22 protein-coding genes and 1 tRNA gene are annotated in these 19,194 nt (G+C 64.2%); 4 read left to right on the forward strand and 19 right to left on the reverse strand.

The window, feature by feature from the left end; genetic code table 11:
- Positions 1-13: 13 nt before the first annotated feature.
- The 9 genes from flgH to D579_RS0110640 form a co-directional block, all read right to left on the reverse strand.
- The gene (flgH, locus tag D579_RS0110600) at positions 14-712 is read right to left on the reverse strand and encodes a flagellar basal body L-ring protein FlgH (protein WP_018938520.1); all 699 of its coding nucleotides are present in this window, start codon (positions 710-712) and stop codon (positions 14-16) included.
- Between the two features lie 4 nt (positions 713-716).
- Entirely contained in the window at positions 717-1,505 is a 789-nt protein-coding gene (gene flgG / locus D579_RS0110605; RefSeq protein ID WP_018145468.1) for a flagellar basal-body rod protein FlgG, read from the reverse strand.
- A 45-nt stretch (positions 1,506-1,550) separates the two neighbouring features.
- The gene (flgF, locus tag D579_RS0110610; protein WP_018952001.1) at positions 1,551-2,291 is read right to left on the reverse strand and encodes a flagellar basal-body rod protein FlgF; all 741 of its coding nucleotides are present in this window, start codon (positions 2,289-2,291) and stop codon (positions 1,551-1,553) included.
- Between the two features lie 32 nt (positions 2,292-2,323).
- Positions 2,324-3,550, reverse strand: a complete 1,227-nt coding sequence (gene flgE, locus D579_RS0110615) for a flagellar hook protein FlgE (RefSeq protein ID WP_018952002.1) — start codon at positions 3,548-3,550, stop codon at positions 2,324-2,326.
- A 43-nt stretch (positions 3,551-3,593) separates the two neighbouring features.
- The gene (locus tag D579_RS0110620) at positions 3,594-4,268 is read right to left on the reverse strand and encodes a flagellar hook assembly protein FlgD (RefSeq protein WP_018145465.1); all 675 of its coding nucleotides are present in this window, start codon (positions 4,266-4,268) and stop codon (positions 3,594-3,596) included.
- 10 nt (positions 4,269-4,278) lie between these two features.
- Positions 4,279-4,698, reverse strand: coding sequence for a flagellar basal body rod protein FlgC (gene flgC, locus D579_RS0110625; protein ID WP_018145464.1), 420 nt, complete (start codon positions 4,696-4,698; stop codon positions 4,279-4,281).
- A 27-nt stretch (positions 4,699-4,725) separates the two neighbouring features.
- Positions 4,726-5,133, reverse strand: coding sequence for a flagellar basal body rod protein FlgB (gene flgB, locus D579_RS0110630; protein ID WP_038050418.1), 408 nt, complete (start codon positions 5,131-5,133; stop codon positions 4,726-4,728).
- A 216-nt stretch (positions 5,134-5,349) separates the two neighbouring features.
- Entirely contained in the window at positions 5,350-6,165 is an 816-nt protein-coding gene (locus tag D579_RS0110635; protein ID WP_018952004.1) for a protein-glutamate O-methyltransferase CheR, read from the reverse strand.
- A gap of 204 nt (positions 6,166-6,369) precedes the next feature.
- The gene (locus D579_RS0110640; RefSeq protein ID WP_018938523.1) at positions 6,370-7,308 is read right to left on the reverse strand and encodes a chemotaxis protein CheV; all 939 of its coding nucleotides are present in this window, start codon (positions 7,306-7,308) and stop codon (positions 6,370-6,372) included.
- A gap of 522 nt (positions 7,309-7,830) precedes the next feature.
- Between D579_RS0110640 and flgA the strand changes: the two genes are divergently transcribed.
- The 4 genes from flgA (at position 7,831) to D579_RS0110660 (ending at position 10,262) form a co-directional block, all read left to right on the forward strand.
- On the forward strand, positions 7,831-8,508 hold the full coding sequence (gene flgA / locus D579_RS0110645; RefSeq protein WP_018952005.1) for a flagellar basal body P-ring formation chaperone FlgA: 678 nt from the start codon (positions 7,831-7,833) through the stop codon (positions 8,506-8,508).
- 139 nt (positions 8,509-8,647) lie between these two features.
- Positions 8,648-8,962: a flagellar biosynthesis anti-sigma factor FlgM gene (gene flgM, locus D579_RS0110650; RefSeq protein WP_018938525.1), complete on the forward strand. Its 315-nt coding sequence runs from the start codon at positions 8,648-8,650 to the stop codon at positions 8,960-8,962.
- A gap of 15 nt (positions 8,963-8,977) precedes the next feature.
- Positions 8,978-9,463: a flagella synthesis protein FlgN gene (locus D579_RS0110655; RefSeq protein WP_018938526.1), complete on the forward strand. Its 486-nt coding sequence runs from the start codon at positions 8,978-8,980 to the stop codon at positions 9,461-9,463.
- 82 nt (positions 9,464-9,545) lie between these two features.
- Positions 9,546-10,262, forward strand: coding sequence for a flagellar brake protein (locus D579_RS0110660; RefSeq protein WP_018952006.1), 717 nt, complete (start codon positions 9,546-9,548; stop codon positions 10,260-10,262).
- Positions 10,263-10,345: 83 nt separating this feature from the next.
- Here D579_RS0110660 and D579_RS0110665 read toward each other — a convergent pair.
- From D579_RS0110665 to D579_RS0110710, 10 genes are all read right to left on the reverse strand, one after another.
- Positions 10,346-10,422: transfer RNA gene (locus tag D579_RS0110665), tRNA-Pro, on the reverse strand.
- A 248-nt stretch (positions 10,423-10,670) separates the two neighbouring features.
- Positions 10,671-11,027: a MerR family transcriptional regulator gene (locus tag D579_RS0110670; protein WP_018140933.1), complete on the reverse strand. Its 357-nt coding sequence runs from the start codon at positions 11,025-11,027 to the stop codon at positions 10,671-10,673.
- Positions 11,011-11,310 (reverse strand): integration host factor subunit alpha, encoded by a 300-nt coding sequence (locus tag D579_RS0110675; RefSeq protein WP_018140932.1) that lies wholly within the window; start codon positions 11,308-11,310, stop codon positions 11,011-11,013. The genes D579_RS0110670 and D579_RS0110675 overlap by 17 nt, the downstream gene beginning before the upstream one ends.
- A 3-nt stretch (positions 11,311-11,313) precedes the next feature.
- Entirely contained in the window at positions 11,314-13,674 is a 2,361-nt protein-coding gene (gene pheT / locus D579_RS0110680) for a phenylalanine--tRNA ligase subunit beta (RefSeq protein ID WP_018952007.1), read from the reverse strand.
- Positions 13,674-14,702: a phenylalanine--tRNA ligase subunit alpha gene (pheS, locus tag D579_RS0110685; RefSeq protein WP_018145455.1), complete on the reverse strand. Its 1,029-nt coding sequence runs from the start codon at positions 14,700-14,702 to the stop codon at positions 13,674-13,676. The genes pheT and pheS overlap by 1 nt, the downstream gene beginning before the upstream one ends.
- 189 nt (positions 14,703-14,891) lie before the next feature.
- Entirely contained in the window at positions 14,892-15,251 is a 360-nt protein-coding gene (gene rplT, locus D579_RS0110690; RefSeq protein ID WP_018145454.1) for a 50S ribosomal protein L20, read from the reverse strand.
- 20 nt (positions 15,252-15,271) lie between these two features.
- Complete coding sequence (rpmI, locus tag D579_RS0110695) at positions 15,272-15,469, reverse strand: 50S ribosomal protein L35 (RefSeq protein WP_017942014.1); 198 nt, start codon at positions 15,467-15,469, stop codon at positions 15,272-15,274.
- 102 nt (positions 15,470-15,571) lie between these two features.
- Entirely contained in the window at positions 15,572-16,090 is a 519-nt protein-coding gene (infC, locus tag D579_RS0110700; protein WP_077276933.1) for a translation initiation factor IF-3, read from the reverse strand.
- A 22-nt stretch (positions 16,091-16,112) separates the two neighbouring features.
- Entirely contained in the window at positions 16,113-18,029 is a 1,917-nt protein-coding gene (gene thrS, locus D579_RS0110705) for a threonine--tRNA ligase (RefSeq protein ID WP_018952008.1), read from the reverse strand.
- Positions 18,030-18,179: 150 nt separating this feature from the next.
- Positions 18,180-19,166 carry an MBL fold metallo-hydrolase gene (locus D579_RS0110710; RefSeq protein ID WP_018938530.1) on the reverse strand — a complete coding sequence of 329 codons (987 nt, stop codon included), beginning with the start codon at positions 19,164-19,166 and terminating at the stop codon, positions 18,180-18,182.
- Positions 19,167-19,194: the final 28 nt, after the last annotated feature.

Below are 19,194 nucleotides of genomic sequence, written 5' to 3' on the forward strand. Positions count from 1 at the left end.
CGGTCATGCCGGGTCAGAAGGGCCAGATCGGGCTGTTGAAGAAGCGCGTGATCCACCCGGGTGTGTTGCTGTCCGCCAGTACGCCGGAACCGCCGTAGTACACACGGGCGTTGGCCACCTGGGTGGAAAGCACGGTGTTGTTGGTAGTCACATCCACTGGGCGCACGATGCCGCGAAAGCGCACGTACTCCTCGCCCTGGTTGATGCCCAGCCATTTCTCGCCCTGCACGACCAGGTTGCCGTTCGCCAGTACCTCGGCCACGGTCACGGTGATCTCGCCGTCGAGCTGGTTGCTCTGCGAGGAGTCCCCGGACCCATTGAAGTCCCGCGAACTCGAGTTGCTCGCCCCAAACAACGGGCGACCGTTGAACGTGGCATCGCGGCCGAAGGCCGAGAGATTGCCCAGCTCCAGGTTGGAATCCTTGCCGGTGGAAGTCGACGCCGACTTCTGCGCGTTGGTGCTCTCCGCCAGGATGACCGTCAGGATGTCGCCGACATTGCGCGCCTTGTAGTCCTCGAACAGCCCCTGGGAGTGGGCGGCCTGGTAGATGCCGCCATTGTTCTGCGACTGCGGGACCGGCTGCGCCGGCATCACCGGCTGGTACTCCGGGTTGTCGTCCGGCTTGGTCGTCTGGGTGGCGGCGCAGGCGGACAGCAGCAACGCGGCGGTCACGGCCAGGGCCGGGCGGAGAACGGTTCCGAGGCGCGTCATCAGATCACCCGATCGTCTGGTTGACGAACTGCAGCGACTGGTCGGCCGCGGAGATCGCCTTGGAGTTGACCTCGTAGGCGCGCTGGGTCTCGATCATGTTCACCAGCTCCTCGGCAATGTTCACGTTCGAGGTCTCCAGTGAGCCCTGCACCACGGTGCCGGTGCCGTTCAGGCCCGGCAGGGACTGCTGCGCCACGCCCGAGGCCGCAGACTCGCGGAACAGGTTCTCGCCCACCGCCTGCAGACCGGCCGGGTTCACGAAGTCCGCCAGCTGGATATTGCCCAGCTCCACCGGTGCGGCCTGCCCCGGGATCTGCGCGGTCACCGTGCCGTCCTTGCCGATCGAGAGGGACTGGGTGTCCTCAGGCACGAACAGGCCTGGCTGCAGCGGGTAGCCATTGGACATCACGACCTGGCCATCCGAATTCAACTGGAAGCTGCCGTCCCGGGTGTAACCCACATTTCCGTCCGGCAGCAGGATCTGGAAGAACCCGCGGCCCTCGATGGCCATGTCCAGCGAGTTGTCCGTCTGCTGCAGGTTGCCCTGCTGGAACATCTTCTCGGTGGAGACGGCGCGCACCCCGGTACCGATCTGCAGGCCCGAGGGCAGCTGCTGATCCTGAGTGGCCTGGGCGCCTGGCTGGCGCACGGTCTGATAGATCAGATCCTCGAACACCGCCCGGTCCTTCTTGAAGCCGGTGGTATTCACGTTGGCCAGGTTGTTCGAGACCGTCGACATGCGCGTGTGCTGCGCGTCGAGGCCGGTCTTGGCGATCCACAGTGCCTGGTTCATGGTGTTCTCCTGTTTTCTCTCAAGTGCCGCGCGAGTCCCGGGAAATTACCCGAGGCCCAGCAGGCGGTTGCTGCTTTGTTCAAGCGTGTTGGCGCTGTCCATCATCTTCACTTGCATCTCGAAGTGGCGGGACAACTCGATCATCCGGGTCAGCGCCTCCACCGTGTTCACGTTGCTGCCCTCCAGCATCCCGGAGACCACGCGCACCTCGGCATCCGCCGGCGCCTCGCCCCCTTCCGCCAGGCGGAACAGGCCGTCATCCCCGCGCTGGAGCTCGTCGGTGTCCGGGTTGACCAGGCGGATGCGTTCCACCGCCGCCAGGGCCTCCGGGCCCACGCCCAGGGGGCGCACGCTGATGGTGCCGTCGGTGCCGATCTCGATCTGCTCCGCCGGCGGGATGGCAATCGGACCGCCATCCCCCAGTACCTGGTGACCCTGCGCGGTGCGCAGCAGCCCAAAGGCATCCACATGCAGCGAGCCGGCGCGGGTGTAGCCTTCCTCCCCGTCCGGGCCCTGCACCGCGATAAAGCCTTCGCCCTCGATGGCGATATCCATATCGCGCCCGGTGCTCTGCATCTTGCCCTTGGTGAAGTCCACCGCATCGTTCCCGATCTGGGTGTAATCACGCGAGGCATGGCCCGGCCCGCGCACCGGCAAGGTGTCCGCCGTAGCCAGGGCCTGGCGAAAGCCGTCGGTATTGGCGTTGGCCAGGTTGTGGTTATTGATGGCCTGTGCGTGCATCGTCTCCTTCGCACCGGACATCGCGATGTACAGAAATCGATCCATGCTCAAGCCCTCTTCAGCGTCTCATCCGGGACTTAACGGATGTTGATGATCGTCTGGGTGACCTGATCGGCCGTGGAGATCGTCTGCGCGTTCGCCTGGAAGTTGCGCTGCGCGGTGATCAGATTCACCAGCTCCTGGGCAATATCCACGTTGGAGGCCTCCAGCGCACCGGCCTGGATGGTCCCCAGGTTGCCGGTCCCGGGCGCCGCAAACACTGGCTCACCAGCGGCAAAGGTCTCGGCCCAGTTGTTGTTCCCCAGCTGCTCCAGCCCCTGCGGATTGGTGAAGTTGGCCATCGCCACCTGACCCAGCACCGTCGACTGACCATTGGTAAAGCGGGCGAACACCACACCCGAGTCGTCGATATCCACGCCGGTCAGGCGCCCCGACGCGAAGCCGTCCTGATTGAGGTCGTTAACGGCAAAATCGCCGCCGTACTGCGTGGTACCGCCGAAATCGATTTCGAACTCGAGATCGTCCGCGCCATTGTCAAAAGCCACGGTCACTTCGGGCGGGGTACGCTCAACGCTTTCGATCGAGCCACTGCCATCGAAGGTAAGTTCGTATGGCGTGTCATCCGCTACACCGTCCACCGCGACATGAGCCGCCCATTGACCGACCTCTTCACCCTTGACGAAGTAGATGCTTGCATCACGCGCGGTGCCAAGCGAGTCATACAGTGTCAGCGACGTTGAAAAGTTGTAGGTATCGGGCTCATTCAAGTTGAATGGCTCCTCCGGCGGCCGTTCGGCATCGGAGCGCAGATTGAGCAGAGCTTCCACCGAAGTTGTCGCGTTGGGCGGTGCCGCGCCGGTCTGCAGGCGAATGTCTTCAAGCTGCCCCGTGTTGAAGTTCGGGTCGGCCGTATTGGGGTCCTGCGGGGGGTAGCCCTGCAACTGCTGGCCCTGGTTGTTTACCAGGAACCCGTCGCGATTGACCTGGAATTCACCGGCGCGGGTATAGGCGGTGCTGCCCTGGTCGTTCAGGACGAAGAAGCCCTCGCCGTTGATGGCCAGGTCCAGGCCGTTCTCGGTGAACTCGGTGCGGCCCTGCGAGAACTGCTGGGTCACCGCCTGCAGGCGTGTGCCGGAGCCGATGGCCGTCTGGCTAATGCCACCGAAGCTCTGGGCAAACACGTCACCGAATTCCGCCCGCGAGCGCTTGAAGCCAGTGGTCCCCGAGTTGGAGACGTTGTTGCCGGTGGTCTGCAGGTCGGCCTGGGCCGCGTTCAGTCCGCTCAATCCGATATTGAAGGGCATGGGGTGTTTCCTCCGTTAGGGTTCGTTCGACGCGCGCCGGCCGTTAGCCGCCAATCCGCCGTACATCCGAAAAGCTGATCTCGCCCAGGCCTTGCACGGTCAGTGCCAGCCCGGAATCATTGCCCACCGCGACGCTCTCCACGCGGGCATCCAGGAAGGTATCCACGGCCTCGGACTGAGTCCCGGAGCGGGCCGTGGCCTTGAACTCGTAGACGCCCGGGGGTGCGAAGGTCCCGTCGTCGCGCATGCCGTTCCAGCTGAACTCCTGCAGTCCGCTGCCGGCGGCCCCCAGGTTCATGCGGCGGATGCGCTCGCCGTTCGGGCTGTACACGTCGATCTGCAGCTCCTCCGTGGAGCGATCCAGGTCCACCGCACCCTTGACCATGCCGTCCGGACCCAGCTCGCCGAATTCGACGGGAACCAGCACGTCCTTGCCTACCAGTGAGGCGGCCTGCAGCGTCTGGTTCTGGCCCAGCGACTGCGCCAGCTGCTGGAAGGACTTGGACAGTTCCTCGATGCCGGTCACGGTCGAAAACTGCGCCATCTGGCCCAGGAAGTCGCCGTTGTCCATCGGCTCCATCGGGTCCTGATTCTCCAGCTGGGTCGTCATCAGCTTGAGGAAGTCGGACTGGCCCAGGCGGTCCATGTCCTTGTCCTGTTTCTGCTCGGGGCGCGAGAGGCCCAGGCGATCCAGCAATTCGGGGGATATCTGTGTCATCGATGGCTCCCTAGCCTTGACCGATCTGCAATGTGCGCTGGAGCAGCTGACGCGAGGTCTCCATCACCTCCACGTTGGCTTCGTAGTTGCGCGAGGCGGACATCATGTTGGCCATCTCCTCCACCACGCTGATGGCCGGACGGAAGATGTAGCCCTCCTCGTTGGCCTGCGGGTGATGGGGTTCGTAATGCGCATGCGGCGCTGCCTGCGACTCGGTCACGCCGGCCACCCGAACGGCCGTCGACGAACCGTTCGGATTGGCCTGGTCCATCACGCTCTGGAACAGCACCTGTTTGGCGCGATAGGCCTCGTCGGGGTTGGTCGCGGCGGTGTTCGCGTTGGCCAGGTTCGAGGCCACGGTGTTCAGGCGCACCGACTGCGCCGACAGCGCCGAGGCGGAGGTGTTGAACAGGCTGAAAAGGTTGCTCACGACATCGATCTCCCGATCAGGTCCGCGTTAGCGGTCGCCCCGCAGGGCTTCGCGGATGCCGGAGACCCGGCGATTGAGGAATTCCAGGCTGCTCTGGTATTGAACGGCGTTCTCGGCAAAGGCGGCCCGCTCCATCTGCGGGTCCACCGTGTTGCCATCCAGAGACGCCTGCGAGGGGACGCGGTAAAGCGCCTCGACCTGCCCGTTCATCGCGCCGGCGTTGGGGTCGAGATGCGCCGCCTGGCTGCGCGCCATGGGCAAGCTATTGCCGCCGCCGGCCGCGGATTCGAGCACCGACCGAAAATCGATATCCCGCGCCTTGTAGTTCGGGGTATCCGCGTTGGCGATGTTGGAGGCCAGCAGCTCCATGCGCTGCGCCCGCACATTCACAGCCTGCGGAGAAATACCCATCGCCTTGTCGAGAGAGAGACTCATCGCTTCCGTCCTGTCCGCCCGTGGCGGACCCTCGCTTGGAGAACGGGGCGCACCGATTGCGACCCTTCGCAGGGGGACTGAAGCAATCGTTATGCCACTCTCGAGCGACGCGCCGCAGGGGCGCAGGCACAGCGGGCAGCCAGGGGAAGGGATGGAACGACTCGCCGCCCGCATTGCACGGGCGTTCCCGGGAATCAGCCCCGGGGCTGGATTACGTCAGGACTTCAGACGAAGTACCGAGCCGTACTCGGTTCGTACGGTCTCGAAAGCCTGGGTATAGGGCCCTGCGGTCTCGGAAGCGCCAAGAAACAGATACCCGCCCGGATTCATCTGCCGGGCGATAGCGTCAAGAACCTGTCGCTTGGTGTCGCCCGAGAAATAGATCAGCACGTTGCGGCAGAACACCAGGTCAAACTTGCCCAGCGCCGCATAGCTGTCGATCAGGTTGAGCTTCTGAAAGCGACAGCGCCGCTGCACATCCGGGATCACCTTGTGGCCATCCGCGACGGTCTCGAAGAAGCGCGCGCGCCGGCTCTCGCTGAGCCCGCGCACGATGCTCAGGCCGTCGTACACGGCCCGCCGCGCATCGTCCAGGATCTTCTCTGACAGGTCCGTGCCCAGAATGGAGACCGGAAGCTTCCGGGCCGGCCGCGACTCCTCCCATTCCGAGACTACCATCGAGATCGTATAGGCCTCCTGCCCACTGGAGCAGCCCGCGGACCAGACCTTGATGCTGCCTCCCTTCGCGGCCAGTTCCGGCAACAGCACGTGACGCAGGATCTCGAACGGAAAGCCATCGCGGAACCAGGACGTCTCGTTGGTCGTCATCGCATCGATCACGCGGGTGCGCAGGCGCGGATTCGGGGCCTGCCGCATGGCATGCAGCAGTTCCGGGACGCTCTTGAAGTCAAACTCGTCGAGCAGGCGCGACAGACGACTGGAAACCAGGTACTGGCGGCTGTCGCCCAGCACCAGACCGCAGCAGTCCTGCAGAAAGCGGGAGAACTCCTCGTAGTCGCGGGAATCGATCACCGAGTCATCCCTGAGCGCTGTCCATCGTGATTAGGCATCCTGATGACGAATCCTTGACCGGGGCCTCTTGGCCGGAAAACCGGGGTGATCCCGAAGATCGGATCGAGTATACGGCGTCGCGCGCATGGCACCATACAGCCCGAGTGGCGGCCACCCGTCGCCGCTCCGGGCTTGCCGAGCGGCAACGCGGTTCCGCCCGACCGGTCATTCGGCCTGTTGATCCGGGCGCCCGGTCTGGTCCAGCACCGCATTCGCCAGCTCGTCGGGATTGAACTTGGACAAAAAGGCATCGGCCCCGGCGCGCTTGACCATATCCGTGTTGAATTCCCCACTCAGTGAGGAGTGCAGCAGCACCCGCAAATTCTGCAGCGCGGGATTGTCCCGGATGCGCGCGGTCAGGGTGTAGCCATCCATGCGTGGCATCTCGATATCCGAGATCACCAGTTCGACCTGGTCGCCTACCGGCCCTTCCGCGGCCTTCTGCTCAAGGAAGTCCAGTGCTTCCTGGCCATCCTTGAAGACATCGTATTCGAAACCGAGTCCCTTGATCGCCCCCTCGATCTGCTTGCGCGCCACCACCGAGTCATCGACGATCACAACCTTGCGCCCGCTGGCCTCGCGGGCGTTCTCGCGGATGTATGGCGATATCTCGCTGGGCAGCGGGTTCACGATGGAGAGCACCCGTTCGACATCGATAATCTCGACCAGCTTGTTGTCGATCTCCGTGACGGCCACCAGGAAGGATTCGCGCCCGGTTCCGCGCGGGGGCGACTTCACGTCCTGCCAGTTCACGTTGACGATACGGTCCACGGCCGACACCCAGAAGCCCTGCACCGAACGATTGAACTCGGTGACCACCACCTTCTGCTCCCCGTTGTCGACCGCCCCGACGGCGCCACGCAGGCCCATCGCTCGCGCCAGGTCAATGATCGGCACGGTACCGCCACGCAACGTCGCCACTCCGCGTACCACGCTCATGGAGCCGGGAATCTGACGCAGCGGCGGCGACGGAATCACCTCGCGGACCTTGAAGACATTGATCCCGAAGGTCTGCGACCCGCCCAGATGGAACAGCAGCAGCTCCATGCGGTTCTGCCCCACCAACTGGGTTCGCTGATTCACATCGTCAATGAATTGACTCATCGTGCCGCTCTCCTTGCCCCGATTGCTCTTAGCACCGGACAGGCCTCAAAGGCCAAGTGTGCACCGCGCAACCCCGGCCTGTCATTTGCATTTGCGTGCATGCGCCTTCTGACGCCGCCTCATGGCCATAACGGCCGCCTCCGACGGGCCTTGAATGCGCGCGCGGCGCGGGGTGCCCATTCATTGGCACGACATCTGCATGTTTTTGCGTACTGAAACCGCACGCGACTCGCTCGACATCGACGCAAGATCCGTCAAACCCGAGCCATTCGCGCACAGTCCGACGCCCGCACCGAACTGGCTGCGCAGGACAGGACCAAACAGGACCGCAACATGAACCAGCGCCGACCCATTTCAGAATTTTCTTCCGCTGCCAGGAAGACGCTGATCCGTTCGCTCGTTCGCGTTGGGGCCTCATTCGTTCCAGGAAAAGGCGGGCCCTCCGGTGCCTCGCCAGCGAGCGTGATCGACTCGAGCGCAAACGTGCGAGCCATTCCGCGTCTCCTTGCCGGAGTCGCCCTCTTGTTCACCCTGGTACTGCTGTCTACCAGCGTCCGGGCCGAAGTCCACCCGGTTGACGACATCCGCCACGCCGCCGAGCAGTTCCTGATTCAGGAACTGGGCGTTACCGATACCGAGAAGGATGTTTCCATCGAGATTGGCCAGCTCGACAAGCGTCTGCGCCTCGTCCCCTGTACGGACGGCCTGGAAGCGCGTTTCCCACCCGGCGGGCGGCGTGACGGCAACACCGCTGTCCATATCCAGTGTGCCGGCCCGGTGACCTGGCAGTTATACGTGCCGGCGACGGTCGAACGTTACGCCGAAGTGCTGGTTGCGAACCGTACCCTGCCGCGCCAGCACACCCTCTCGGCGGGCGACCTGCGTTTCCAGCGAATCGAGACCTCGCGCCATGCCGGCAGTTATCATGAGGAAAAGAATGCCCTGATCGGCCAGCAGACCCGGCGCAGCATCCGCCCGGGTCAGATCATCGGAACCCAGCACGTGAGCCCGCGCGAGATCATCAGTCGCGGCCAACGGGTTACCATCCTGGCAGAGAACGGCTCAATCGCCATCCGCATGCAGGGCGAAGCGCTGGAGAACGGGACGCTGGGCGAACGAATCCGCGTCAAGAACGCATCCTCCGGGCGCGTCGTCGAAGGCGAAATCCAGGCCTCCGGCCACATCCGGGTAGCGCTTTGAGGCCTCGCCCCACCATGCACGCCAACGATCTTCGAGGCGGACTGTGAAGCCCGTTACACTTTTCCGCCCCCGAGGCCTACAGTTTCAGCAACGCTGGCCGTAAACAATTGCAGCACAGTTACAACGACAGGAAGGCATCATGGATATCAAGGGCCTCAATACGAACAGCCTGCGCCCCGACAGCCAGAACCCCGGGGTAAAGGGTCGCGACGAGTCCGGCAACACGGCAAGCCGTGCCCCGGCCTCCGGTAACGCATCGACGGCAAACAATGATTCGGTCACGCTCACCGGGGCCGCCCAGGCAATGAATGCCGCGGCCGGCGCGGGCGACACCGCCCCCTTCGACGCCGCCCGCGTTGCCGAACTGCGCGAGGCAATCTCCAGCGGCAACTATCCAGTGGACAACCAGCAGCTGGCCGATCGCATGATCGACCTCGAAAGCCTGCTGCGCTAACCCGGTCTATCGCCCATGAATGCCGACGCGCACCATAAACTGCAACGCTCGCTCGAGACCTCAATCCGGCTGGCTCATCAGCTGGAAGAGAGTCTGCTAAAGGAGACGCGCGCGGTCGAAGCGCGCCAACCCGATACGCTGCAGGACGTGGTGACCGGCAAGCAGACCCTGCTGCATGAACTGGAAACCGAGACCCGCAACCAGCAAGGCCTGGTCGAGGCCGCCGGCGAGGCCTTCAGCCCCGAGGGCATCGCGCGCCTGTTCTCGAAGATGGACGATGGCGTCGTACTGAACGACCTTTGGCAAGCCCTGCGCCAGTCCATCGAACGCTGCGACACTCTGAATCAAGGCAATGCGCGCCTGATCGACCGTGACCGCCAGCGCGTGGAACTCTCCATGCAGATCCTCCGCGGCGAGGAAACCGGCCCCGCGGCCACCTACGACCCGTATGGCCGCGCCCGGCCCGGAAACCGCGGCGGACGCCAGATCACCCAGGCCTGAGAGGCCGGTCCTGGTGGAGGCTGGCTTTTCGCGGCATCCACCAGTACCTTGCGTCCTCACACCTTCCTAACACTTCGGACGCATGGACGACACGGACTACACCGTCGATAAGCCGGACCGGATTGCCGGCATCCTCAAGGACCTCGACCACAAGCTCACCGTCGTGAGCGTTCGCGTGGATACCGACGGCCCCCTGTACACCTCGGCCCTGGTCCGTCTGGACCCAGCCGCCAAGGAACTCTTTCTCGACGAGCTGACCCCGCCTCGGGCGCACCAGCAGGTCCGTGCCGGCATGGACTTGCGCGTATTCGCGGCGCTGCGCGGGGTCGCAGTGCGATTCGGCACGCACGTAACACGCATCGAGCAGGAGCAAAAAGGCGCGCTCTACGTCTGCACCTATCCGGAGACTTTGCACTACCTGCAACGCCGCGAAACGTTCCGCGTGCACATCCCGATGGCCCAGCGGCCTCAGATCGAACTCCATGCGAAGGCCTGGAAGGATCCCGTGATTGGCGAGGTTGCCGACCTCTCTGCCCAGGGCATGTGCATCGAGTTGTCCACCACCCTTCTGGATGCGCTTGAGGACCAGGCGAACCTGGCCTTCGAGAACCTCTTGCTCCCCGATGTCAGTGAACGCCTTTCCGGGGACCTGCGGCTAGCCAACCGTCGCCGCAGCACGCGTGATGGCTTCGAGTTTGCGGGCTTCGAGATCGTCGGAATGACCCAGTGGATGGAACGCCAGACCAACATCGCCCTGCTCCATTACCAGCGCGAGGCGCGCCGCCGCTCGATGGATTGAGCCTGAGCCCAGGCGACGCCGCCACCTGCAACTCCGAACACAAAAAAGGCCGCTTGAAGCGGCCTTTTTTGATCGTTCCCGTTTGGTCGGGACGGCAGGATTTGAACCTGCGACCCTCTGCACCCCATGCAGATGCGCTACCAGACTGCGCCACGCCCCGAAGCCGCGAACTATATCCGATTCCCCGCCTTCACGAAAGCATCGGCCACCCCATTGCTGCGAGATCCGTGCGGACCATTCGTGTCACGTACACCGAGAATGGCCCGTTGATGCGATTCGCTACGCTCATCGCATCCTACAGAGGGGCAATTTCGAATTGGAGTTGGGTTCAGACGGACACCGTAGGATGCGACGAGCGTAGCGAATCGCATCAACACAACGTCCGGGCGCCCCCCTAGGGTCGGAGCCTCAGGCGCGCAGAACGCGCAGAACCGACTCGAGCTCGGAGATGGTGTCCTGGATGATCTGCTGGGCCTGCTGACGATCACCCTTGGCCTCGTCGCCGGAGAGCTTCTGACGGGCACCATTGATGGTGTAGCCCTCTTCGTACAGCAAAGCGCGAATCTGACGGATCAGGATCACGTCCTGACGCTGGTAGTAGCGACGGTTGCCGCGCCGCTTGACCGGCTCCAGCATCGGGAATTCCTGCTCCCAGTACCGCAGCACATGCGGCTTGACCTGGCACAGCTCCGCGACTTCGCCGATGGTGAAGTAGCGCTTGCCCGGGATGGCGGGCAGTTCCTGGTGGTTACTCGCCTCCAGCATAGCTCTCTACCCGCTCGCGCAGTTTCTGTCCCGGCCGGAAGGTCACCACACGACGCGCGGAGACCGGAATCTCTTCGCCCGTCTTGGGATTGCGCCCTGGCCGCTGGTTCTTGTCGCGCAGGATGAAATTCCCGAACCCGGAAAGCTTCACGCCCTCGCCGGTCTCCAGCGACTGCCGCATCTCCTCGAAGAACATCTCGACGAATTCCTTGGCCTCGCGCTTGTTGAGACCCAGTTCCTCGTTTAGCGCGGCGGCGAGATCCGCCTTGGTTACAGCTGCCATCGGCTATTGTCTCAAGGTTGCGTTGAACCGGGCCTGGAGATGCTGCACCACCGCATCGGTGACGCCAGCCACGTCCTGTTCGCCTAGGGTGCGATCAAAAGCCCGTAAAATCAAGCCCAAAGCCAGGCTTTTTTCGTCCGGATTCAAGCCTTTGCCCTGGTACACATCGAACAGGCGAACGTCCTGAAGGATCTCCAGGCCAAGCTCGTCGATAGCCGCCAGCACATCACCCGCCGCCACCGACTCGGCCACCACCAGCGCCAGATCCCGACGGATGGACGGGTACGGCGACAACGGCGAGAACTGCGCCACCGGGGCGCGCACCACGGCGGTCGCGTCCAGATCGAACAGGTAGACCGGTTCCACGTCGAAGCGCTCGCACAGCGCCGGGTGCAGGCGCCCGACCCAGCCGATCGGATGGCCGTCGACCAATACCCGTGCGGATTGCCCGTCATGCAGCGCCGGATGACGTTCCGCGCGAAAGCCGAGCGCGCCAGCGACACGTTCGCACAGGCCTTCCACGGTGCCCTTGGCGTCGAAGAAATCGACCTTCTTCGCCTCGCCTTCCCAGGCTTCCGGAGCCACCCTCCCGCCAAGCAGGCCGGCCAGTCGCGACTCCTGCCGCAGACCGGACGCATCCGGAACAAAGCGCAGGCCATGCTCGAACAGGCGCAGGTCCGATTGCTGGCGCGCCTGGTTGTAGGCGGCAGTGGTCACCAGCCCGGGCCACAACCCCGGGCGCATCACCGCCAGATCGGACGAAATGGGATTCGCCAGCGCCAGGGGTTCCACGTCCGGGTAGAACGCACTGGCGGCCTCGCGAGCGATAAAGCTGAAGCTGATCACCTCATGGAAGCCCTGGCGGGCAAGCCCGTTGCGCAGTGACGGCAGACCCGACTCCGGCGTCACCGGCGCAACCGGCTTCGGGAGTGTCTGCGGCAGGGCGTCATAACCGTGCACCCGGGCCAGCTCTTCGATCAGATCCTCCTCGCGTTCGAGGTCGAATCGGGCCCGCGGGGCGCGTACCGACCAGCCGCTCGCGCTCGTTTCGATGCGGCAGTCCAGTGCCTCCAGGATCCGCTCGACCTCGGAAGCCTCAAGGGTCACCCCAAGCAGGCGCTGGACACGATCCGGGCGCAGGACGATCGCCTGTTCCGCATGGGAGGCCGGCGTCGCGCCCACTTGCTCGACCGGGCCGCACTGGCCGCCGCAGAGTTCCAGCAGCAGCTGGGTCGCGCGTTCCATCGCCTGCGGGACCAGGGTCGGGTCGACACCCCGCTCGAAACGGTGGGAGGCATCGGTATGCAGGCCGTGGGCCCGCGCCCGACCGGCCAGGGCGCGCGGTGCGAAATGCGCACATTCGAGGATCACGCGGGTGGTGCTGGCATCGACCGCGCTGGCGGCGCCGCCCATCACTCCGGCCAGCGCCAGGGGGCCGTCATCACCCGCAATGACCAGATCCTGCGGCGACAATTTCACCGTCTGGTCGCCTCCGAGCAGCGTCAGAGTTTCCCCCTGTTTGCCCTGGCGCACCTGGATCGGGGCGCCCGTGCGATCGGCATCAAAGGCATGCAGTGGCTGGCCCAGTTCCAGCATCACGTAATTGGTCACATCCACGATCGCGCTCAGCGGGCGCACCCCGGCGCGGCGCAGGCGTTCGGTCATCCACAGCGGCGTCGCGGCCTTGGCGTCCAGGCCCTCCAGCACCCGGGCGGCATACAAGGGGCAGGCCTCCGGGTTTTCGATGATCACGCTCACCCCGGCATCGCTGGCGACGTCCACGCCCGGCATGGCCGGGGCATGCAGCGGCCGGTCCAGCAATGCCGAGCACTCCCGCGCAATCCCGCGCATGCCCAGGCAATCGGCCCGGTTCGGCGTCAGGTCCACTTCCAGGATGGTGTCGTCCAGCCCCAGCGCCTCACGCAGGTCCTGACCGGCCTCCAGCGTCGTCGGCAGCGACATCAAGCCTTCGGCATCATCCGCCAGGCCAAGCTCGCGAGCGGAGCAGAGCATGCCCTCGGAAGGCACGCCGCGTAGCTTGGAGCGCTTGATACGGAAATCGCCGGGCAATACCGCACCGACCACCGCCACCGGCGCCCGCATCCCTTCATGCACGTTGGGCGCGCCACAGACGATGGTCAGCGGCTCCGCCTCTCCCGCTTCGACCCGGCACACCCGCAGGCGATCCGCGTCCGGGTGCGGATCGACCGCCACCACATGGCCCACCCGCACCCCACTGAACGCGGGCGCCGCCGCTTCCATCGCATCCAGTTCCAGACCCGCCATGGTCAGGCGATGGCCGAGTTGTTCCGGGGTCTCGTCGATCTGCAGCCATTCCTGCAGCCACTGCACACTGATACGCATTAGCCTGTCTGCCCGAATTGCCCGATGAAGCGGATATCGTTGTCGAAGAACAGCCGGAGGTCATTCACGCCATGCCGCAGCATCGCCATGCGCTCGACCCCCAGGCCAAAGGCAAAGCCGGTGTACTGCTCGGCGTCGATCCCCACATGACCCAGCACGTTGGGGTGCACCATCCCGCAACCCATCACCTCCAGCCAGCCGGTGTGGCTGCATACGCGGCAGCCGTCACCGCCGCAGTGCACGCACTGGATGTCGACCTCGGCCGACGGCTCGGTGAACGGGAAGTACGACGGCCGAAAGCGCGTGGCCAGATCGTCCCGATCAAAGAAGGCCTGAAGAAATGCACTCAACACGCCTCGCAGATCCGCGAACGTGATATCCGTATCCACGCAAAGCCCTTCCACCTGGTGGAACATCGGGCTATGCGTCAGATCCGAATCGCAGCGATACACGCGCCCTGGCGCGATCACGCGAAGCGGCGGGCGCTCCTGTTCCATGGTGCGGATCTGCACCGGCGAGGTATGCGTGCGCAGCACGCGGTGCGCATCAAAGTAGAAGGTGTCGTGCATCGCCCGCGCCGGGTGATGCTCGGGGATGTTCAGGGCCTCGAAGTTGTGGAAGTCATCTTCCACCTCGGGGCCCTCGGCCACGCGGAAGCCCAATCCGGCAAAGAAGGTCTCGATGCGTTCCAGGGTTTGTGTAATGGGGTGCAGCGCGCCATCAGCCTGACGCCGCCCCGGCAGGGTCACGTCGACCTGTTCGCCCGCCAGCTGTTCCGCCAGTGCGCTCTGCGCCAGGGCCTCCTTGCGCGACTCGATCAGGCCGGCGACCTCGGTCTTGGCCTCGTTCACTTTCTGCCCCGCCGCCGGCCGTTCCTCCGCCGGTAGCTTGCCCAGCTCCTTGAGCTGTGCCGTGAGTGCGCCCTTCTTGCCGAGATAGTGCACCCGGACCTCGTCCAGCGCCTTCAGGTCCGTGGCCCCTTCGACGCGCTCGCGCGCCTCGGCGACCAGCTGTTGCAGTTGTTCCACGACTTCCCCCGACTGGTACGGGCCTCCACGGCCCCCTATTCGCCTGCAAGGCAGCGGCCCCCGAGTGCGGGCCGCTGCCTTGCAGGCGCCTCGTTTCCTGTTCCCGAAACAAAAAAGGGAGGGCATCGACCCTCCCTTCTCGGGACCCGCCGGCACACCGCCGGCGGGCAGTCCTTCAGGCCCTGCGGCTCAGGCCGGCAGTGCAGCCTTGGCCTTCTCCGCGATCTTGCCGAACGCGGTCAGGTCGTGCACGGCCAGATCGGCCAGGGTCTTGCGGTCGATATCGATCTCGGCCTTGTTCAAACCGTTCATCAAACGGCTGTAGGAGAGATCGAACTGACGGGCCGCCGCATTGATGCGGACGATCCACAGCGACCGGAACTGACGCTTCTTCTGGCGACGGTCACGGTAGGCATACTGACCGGCCTTGATGACGGCCTGGTTGGCAACGCGGAAGACGTTCTTCCGGGCGCCGTAGTAGCCCTTGGCTTGCTTCAGGACTTTCTTGTGACGGGCGTGAGCGGTTACACCGCGCTTGACTCGTGGCATGTCTCGATTCCTCGGTCAGTTCAACGGTACGGCAGCAGCTTGCGCACGGCCGGGGCATCCGACTCGTGCACCATCGCCGGACTGCGCAGGTGACGCTTACGCTTGGTAGGCTTCTTGGTCAGGATGTGGCTGCGGTGCGACTGGAACCGCTTGAACTTCCCCGACCCGGTACGGGTGAAGCGCTTGGCCGCACCCCGATTGGTCTTGATCTTCGGCATTACTCTCTCCGGCATTTTGGGCCGTACCCACTGCGGGCCGACCGTTTATGAAAAAGCGATGCGGGTATGCGGAAACCCGATCGCCCTTGTCGTCTGACGGACTTACTTCTTCTTGCCCGTCAGCACCATGATCATCTGGCGTCCTTCCATCTTCGGCCGCTGTTCCACGATCGCGATGTCGGCCATGTCTTTCTCGACCTTGTCGAGCAGCTCGCCACCCAGTTCCTGGTGGCGCATCTCGCGCCCGCGGAAGCGGATGGTCACCTTGCCCTTGTCACCGGCCTCGATGAAGCGGCGCAGGTTGCGAAGCTTGACGTTGTAGTCGCCCTCGTCCGTACCCGGACGAAACTTCACTTCCTTGATCTGGATCTGCTTCTGCTTCTTCTTGGCTTCCTGCGCCTTCTTCGCCTGCTCGAACTTGAACTTCCCGTAATCCATGATCCGGGCCACGGGAGGCTCGGCATTCGGCGAGATCTCGACCAGGTCCAGACCACCTTCCTGGGCCATTTCCAGGGCCTCTGCAGTGCTGCAGACACCGCGATTCTCGCCTTCGGCGTCGATCAGTCGGATCTGCGGACTCGTGATCTGATCGTTCAGGCGGACCGTTTTCGCTGCGCTAATAGCCTTCTCTCCAGTTCAGGGTTCAGTGTTGGCGACTGCCGACCTCCTCCCGGAGGCGTTCGCCGAAGTCCTCGAGGCGCATCACGCCGAGGTCTTCCCCGCTCCGCGTACGCACCGCCACCTGCCCATTTTCCATCTCCTTGTCTCCAAGGACCAGCAGGTACGGCACGCGCTTGAGCGTGTGCTCGCGAATCTTAAAGCCGATCTTCTCGTTTCTCAAGTCGGCCTCGACCCGGAACCCCATCGCGCGCAGTGTCTTCGTGACCTCGCGGGCGTATTCGTCCTGCCTTTCGGTAATGGTCAGCACCTCGGCCTGCACCGGGGCCAGCCACGCCGGGAAGTGTCCGGCATAGTGTTCGATCAGCACGCCGAAGAAGCGTTCCACCGAGCCTAGCAGCGCGCGGTGGATCATGATCGGACGGCGTCGCTCGTTGTCCTCGGCGACGTATTCCATGTCGAAACGCTCGGGCAGATTGAAGTCCAGCTGTACCGTGGAGCACTGCCATTCGCGGCCGATCGCATCGTGGATCTTGATATCGATCTTCGGACCGTAGAAGGCACCGCCGCCCTCGTCCACCGAGTATTCCAGGCCCTTCTTCTCGATCGCCGAGCGCAGCGAAGCGGTCGCGTGTTCCCAGATTTCATCCGACCCGACCGCATCCTCGGGCTTGGTCGACAGGTTCACGTCGAACTTCTCGAAGCCGAAGGTCTGCAGAACCTCGAGGGTCAGATCGATCACGCCCATGACCTCGGCCTCGATCTGGTCCTCGCGGCAGAAGATGTGGGCATCGTCCTGGGTAAACCCGCGCACGCGCATCAGCCCGTGCAGCGCACCGGACATCTCGCGGCGGTACACCGTGCCCATCTCCGCCCAGCGCAACGGCAGGTCGCGGTAGGAATGCAGCCGGTCCTTGTACATCAGCACATGAAACGGGCAGTTCATCGGCTTGAGCTGGAAGGACTGGTGCTCGTCCTCCATCGGCTCGTACATGGACTCGGCGTAGAAATCCGCGTGGCCGGAGGTCTTCCACAGCTCCAGGTTCGCGATATGCGGCGAGACCACGAAGTCGTAGCCGGCCTTCTCGTGCATGTCGTACCAGTACTTCTCGATCTCGCGGCGGATGCGCGCGCCCTTCGGGTGCCAGAACACCAGGCCACCACCGGCCTCGTCCTGGATCGAGAACAGATCCAGTTCCTGACCGATCTTGCGATGATCGCGGCGCTCGGCCTCCTTCAGCCGATCCAGATGCTCCTTCAGCTGGTCCTTGTTCGGCCAGGCGGTACCGTAGATACGCGTCAGCATCTCGTTGTCGGAGTCGCCGCGCCAGTAGGCGCCGGCCACCTTGGTCAGCTTGAAGGCCTTCAGCTTGCCGGTGGACGGGATATGCGGGCCCCGGCAGAGATCGACAAAGTCGCCCTGCTTGTACAGCGAGATGTTCTCCCCCTGCGGGATGCTCGCGATGATCTCGGCCTTGTACGCCTCGCCCATGTCGCGGAAGTACTTCACCGCCTCGTCGCGATCCATCAACGAGCGCTCGACTGGCAGATCCTGCTTGGCCAGTTCCTTCATGCGCTTCTCGATCTTCTCCAGATCCTCCGGCGTGAAGCCGCGGTCATAGGCGAAGTCGTAGTAGAAGCCGTTCTCGATGGTCGGGCCGATGGTCACCTGCGCGTCGGGAAACAGCTGCTTGACCGCCTGCGCCATCAGGTGCGCGGTCGAATGCCGGATGATCTCCACCCCTTCCGGGTCGCGGTCAGTCACGATCGCCAGCGCGGAGTCTGTGTCGATCTCGTGGCGGGCATCGACCAGTTCGCCATCGACCTTGCCGGCCAGGGTGGCCTTGGCCAGGCCGGGACCGATGTCCTTCGCCACGTCCAGCACGGTGACCGGGTGATCGAACTCGCGGCGGCTGCCGTCGGGGAGGGTTATTGCGGGCATTGCGAGGCTCCTTCGCCGACCCATACGCGGGGTCGAACGTCGCGTATCAGAAATTTGGAGTTGCCGGAAACGACAACGGCGCGAAGCATACCATGTGCCCCGCGCCGTCGGCAGATCTCCCGGGCTGTGGCCGGGATTACCTTGTGGTTGTTACATGTTGCCTTCGATGAACAGGTAGGTCCGGTTCACGTTCGGGCGGTGCCAGTCATCGTAGTGGCGCAGGTGCTTGAACTGTTCCAGATCCGCCAGGCGGTCGACCACCTCGTTAAGCGACTCCCAGTCCTCGATGCCTGCCGTCACCTCGCGCACCAGGAGTTCCAGGTAATCCCCCGTGTCCTGGCGCGCCTCGGCCATGTCGGTCGCGCGGCCGTGCCCCGGCACGACGATCTCCGGATCGATGGATTCCAGGTGCCGGAAGGCCTCGAGCTTCTCCACCGGGTTGCTGAAGGGATGGATGCCCAGCATGCGCTCGGTGTAGACGATGTCACCGGTAAAGACGACGTCCTCGCCCGGAAGGTGAACCATGATGTCGCCCGGGAAGTGGGCATCCCCGGCATAGATCAGCTCGAAGTCCACACCGCCGACGGTCAGGGTGTATTCATCGGCATCGATGGGGTTCGGTGCCGGAACCGGCTGGGTGCCCTCCATCGCCTCTTCGCCCACGGAGTTAGCCAGCGAGGCGATCTGCCCCTCCCCACGATCGGCCTGGGTGCTCGCGGTCCGCTGCAGCGCAACCAGCTCCGCCCCCTGCTCGTGGAAGTAGCCGTTGCCCAGCCAGCGGTGGTCCTGGCTGCCCACCGAGATCACGTGCGTGATCGGCTTGTCGGTGACCCCGGCAATCGCCTTCTCCATGCGCTGGGCGACCTGGTAGCTCGGCCCCGAATCGATCAACACCACGCCTTCGTCGGTCACCACGAAGCCGGTGTTATTGGTGAAACCGAGATTGGTCGGCGTGCGGTTCTCGAGCGAGCCGTAGAAGTAATGAACCCGGTCGGTCAGCTGAATCGGCTCCAGCACCTTCTCGATCGGACGATCAAGCGACGCTTCCTCCGCCTGCACGGCGGCCATGCCGAAGCCGATCAGGCCCAGCGCGAGGAAGGCCACCTGACCCTGGCGCAACAAAACATTCAATGTCATGGAAAACTCCTTGTGTCGTTCGCGCCCC

The sequence above is a fragment of the Thioalkalivibrio sp. AKL12 genome, from assembly GCF_000377925.1.
GTDB lineage: Bacteria > Pseudomonadota > Gammaproteobacteria > Ectothiorhodospirales > Ectothiorhodospiraceae > Thioalkalivibrio > Thioalkalivibrio versutus.